4 protein-coding genes and 1 pseudogene are annotated in these 3,452 nt (G+C 53.1%); 4 read left to right on the top strand and 1 reads right to left on the bottom strand.

From position 1 onward, the window contains the following. Window positions 1–150 precede the first annotated feature (150 nt). From AB3X55_13325 to AB3X55_13340, 4 genes and pseudogenes are all read left to right on the top strand, one after another. Window positions 151–282 (top strand): annotated as a pseudogene (locus tag AB3X55_13325) (DUF4396 domain-containing protein). A gap of 15 nt (window positions 283–297) precedes the next feature. After that, complete coding sequence (locus AB3X55_13330) at window positions 298–1,080, top strand: DsbA family protein (GenBank protein ID MEX0504566.1); 783 nt, start codon at window positions 298–300, stop codon at window positions 1,078–1,080. Beyond that, window positions 1,077–1,562, top strand: coding sequence for a cytochrome c (locus AB3X55_13335; protein MEX0504567.1), 486 nt, complete (start codon window positions 1,077–1,079; stop codon window positions 1,560–1,562). The genes AB3X55_13330 and AB3X55_13335 overlap by 4 nt, the downstream gene beginning before the upstream one ends. Continuing rightward, entirely contained in the window at window positions 1,563–1,958 is a 396-nt protein-coding gene (locus AB3X55_13340) for a copper resistance protein CopC (protein MEX0504568.1), read from the top strand. 207 nt (window positions 1,959–2,165) lie between these two features. Here AB3X55_13340 and AB3X55_13345 read toward each other — a convergent pair. Further along, window positions 2,166–3,452 (bottom strand): hypothetical protein (locus AB3X55_13345; GenBank protein MEX0504569.1); only part of this gene is annotated, 1,287 nt, incomplete at its 5' end.

Raw genomic sequence — 3,452 nt, forward strand, 5'->3', positions numbered from 1 at the left:
ATAGCAGACGCAAGGTACATGGGGCTGATGTGCCCCCCCTCCGGGTTGAAGTGCGATAATACAGCGCAATGCTACTAAACTAATTGAGCTTCCTGTTAGGGGAGGGTTTAGGTTAGCCAAAAGTTGGCATGAGGTTTCAGACGTCATCAAACGGATGTAGTGCTCACTGGAGGCGCAATACTGACCTGGTGGGTTATCCCCATCATGCTTCTAGCGGGTTTTATTTCGCCGCTCCCCTACAACTACTGGCGCCTCAAGGCGCTGGGCAAAGCCTGTCATTGAAGGATTGCTTTTGAAATGCTTGCCATAACCACACAAAGACTGCTGCCGCACCTGCTTTCGCTGACCCTTCTTCTTGGCTCTATGTTCTTTCCGCCTCTGGCCCGAGCCGAGGGCGGCGCTGGGGCCCAGGTTTTCAACTTTGATGAAACCAACAGGATCAAGGAATTGATTGTCGAGACCCTAATGGAACGGCCAGAAATTCTGATTGAAATGAGCCAACTTCTCCAGCAGAGGCAAGCAGAGGCGCAAAAACAAGACGCCAGGACGGCGATTCTGTCGAACCGCGAACGCCTGTTTGAGGATGACAATGCACCTGTGCTTGGTAACCCCGATGGAGACGTTACCGTTGTTGAATTCTTCGACTACAACTGCCCCTATTGTAAGCAAGCAACCGGTCCTCTTAAAGAGTTGATCGGCACGGATGGCGGCGTCCGGCTCGTTTACCGCGAATGGCCTATACTCAATGAAGGGTCTGTCTTTGCGGCGAAAGCGGCTCTAGCATCCCAGGCCCAGGGGAAGTACGAGGAATTTCATTGGGCTTTGATGGATCTGAAGCGCGTCACGAGGGACTCCACCCTGGAATTGGCTGAGTCGATCGGGCTCGACATCGACAGGCTCCAGGCCGACATGGAAGCGCCCCGGATCAACAAGCATATCGAGGATTCAATGGCTCTCGCGCGGGAGTTGGGTTTCTCGGGGACGCCTTCATTTGTGATTGGGGAAGAGACTGCTCCCGGTCTTATTCCTCTCGAGGAGTTAAGGCGGCTTGTTCAGCTTCAAAGGGAGTCTGCGTCGTGACAAAATCCCATATCCTTACAATCGTCGGCACTGTCGCGTCGCTCGGACTCGTATACCACCTTGCATCTCCCGTCGAACAGGCGACAGCCAGCGTTACACTCAAGCCCAATGAGCAAGTGGTCGTGGCTCTGGGTGAACAGGTTTACGCCCAAAACTGCGCATCATGTCATGGCGTTGCACTCGAGGGGCAAGCTAACTGGCAGCAGAGAGATGCAGACGGTTATCTCCCTGCGCCACCTCATGACGAAACAGGACACACCTGGCACCATCCAGACACCTACCTGTTCTTGATGACGAAGTACGGCATCGAGAAAATGATTGGTAAGACATACCCGAACAATATGCCGGCATATGAAGACGAGCTTTCAGACGATGAAATCATCGCTGTCCTGTCGTTCATCAAAAGCACGTGGCCGAATACCGTTAAGCGGCAGCATGACCAGATAAACGCTCGTGCAAACGCTCAATCAAAGGAAAGTTAGATGCCTAAAGTCTTTTCGATTCTCCTGTGCCTTCTTTTTCCACTTTCGGCTCTAGCTCATTCGCCATTGAGCAATTTGTCACCTGAAGATGGGGCCAAACTGGATGATGCGCCTTCGGAAATCAGCATGGTGTTTAAGTCACCAGCTAAGCTGATTAAGCTTGAGTTGCTTAAAGAACAGGCGAGCGCAAAGAAATCATTGCTCGGTGGTCTTTTTGGGAATGACGGCGGCGAAGTCGTACCATTGCCAAACGCCGTCCTGATGGAAATGAGTGACACCCATGTCATACCATTGCCCAAAATCACTGGTGGTGATTATCAGGTCAAGTGGCGGGCTATGGGAGAGGATGGCCACGTTATCAAAGGCGACTTCGTTTTTACCGTTGATAAAAATTAGCACCCCTAAGATTGCCAAGGTTCCGTGCAAGAGTGAATATTGTTGCTCTGAGACGTCTTCTCTTGAATCAAAATTAGGCGTTGATTGCTGGCGATTTGAGACTCGCTGGCGGCCTTTCGGGCCTGCTTGAATCCACAGCCACCTACGCCCAGCTTAGCCCCTCTCAGTGACTCTTAAATCGCCAGCAATGGGGTGCTGGGTGGGCGCCTAGTTCACTTTGAGCCGTGGCTCGATACTGGTCCGTCTGAAGAATTGGTCTTTGAGTGTTTCCATCGCAATTTGCTGGTCTGACTTGCGCACAATGATGCTGTCGTGAACCGAGAAGCAGGGCATGCCATAAGAGTGCATCAGCTCAAGCATTGTCCCGATGATGATTTCGCTTTCGGTGAACATCAGATCAGCCCAGGTGACCTTCTGTGAAGGCCAGTCGGCTAGCATGGGGAAGTGGTCGAGGATGACAGGCTGAAGTGACGTCATAGTCAGTCCAGCGGGCTTGTCGACACCAGCATCCTTTATTTCCTGAATGGCGTTCTTTGGCCATCGGGTGTGGAAGCCATGGTGGCCGATAGTGGCTGTTATCCAAGCCTTCACTATGACCCTGTTATAACCAGCGATTGTGTAAAGGTCGTCCCTGTTGGGCAGGGGATAACCTGCCATGCCATGGAGTATCGTGAGGTAGGAGGCGTTGATGTCGATTTCGACCACCTCTTCACCGCTTATCGTCATCTTCTGACGCTCAGTCTTCTTGATGGTCTGGTAGCTGTCGTTGCCAGCACCGTAAAGACGACCACCCCACTGGAAGCCGAAGCCAGCGATGTCGCCGTTACTGAAGAGCCTTCGATAGCCGGAGAAACTTCCGCCTTCCAACTCGAAGCCGGCGAGGAACTTGTTCAACGACTTCACGTCGGCCTCCATCGCTTTGCTCTTCTCGGTATGAGCAAACTTGAGCTTCTTACCCTTGGTCTTCACGCCTCTAACCGAGGTCGACGTGCCTCTGACCTCGATGACGTTGTCAGGGAGTTGTTGGGGGAAGTGCTTCCTTGCGCTGCCATGGCAAACTCCTGCTTCTTCAGCCATGGAGACCATGGCCTGCGTCGGCCTGAACCTGGTGGCAAGGCTGGGGTGGTAGGAGGGGGCAGCTCCTTCATCAAACTGCGGAGCTTTAGAGTTACGGCCCTTGGAGATAACGATGAGACCGACAGCCTCCATCGTTTCAACTATCGGCTTGAACGTCTTGTAGCCAACAGGCTGGTCGTCGAAGGCAGCGGGAGACAAGCCATGGTACGACCAGCCATGCTCCCTCTCCTCCATCGCAATCAGTAGGTCGCCGACAATGAGACCAACTGCTGACCTGAAGGCGGCATTATGCTCTGCTGTCCGCGCTCTCTGACGCTGTTCGGATTGCTCGATGATGTTGATGATGTCGTTCACCAACGCCTTAGCCTCAGGCGATGCAGGGGGACAGGCCAACTCTAAGAACCCTGCCTTCGTCAG

The sequence above is a fragment of the Alphaproteobacteria bacterium LSUCC0719 genome (genome assembly GCA_040839025.1).
Classification (GTDB): domain Bacteria; phylum Pseudomonadota; class Alphaproteobacteria; order Puniceispirillales; family Puniceispirillaceae; genus UBA8309.

Excerpts from the sequence above, each read along its gene's own strand:
- AB3X55_13330 (MEX0504566.1), top strand. The coding sequence starts at position 298 with ATGCTTGCCATAACCACACAAAGACTGCTGCCGCACCTGCTTTCGCTG.
- AB3X55_13340 (MEX0504568.1), top strand. The coding sequence starts at position 1,563 with ATGCCTAAAGTCTTTTCGATTCTCCTGTGCCTTCTTTTTCCACTTTCG.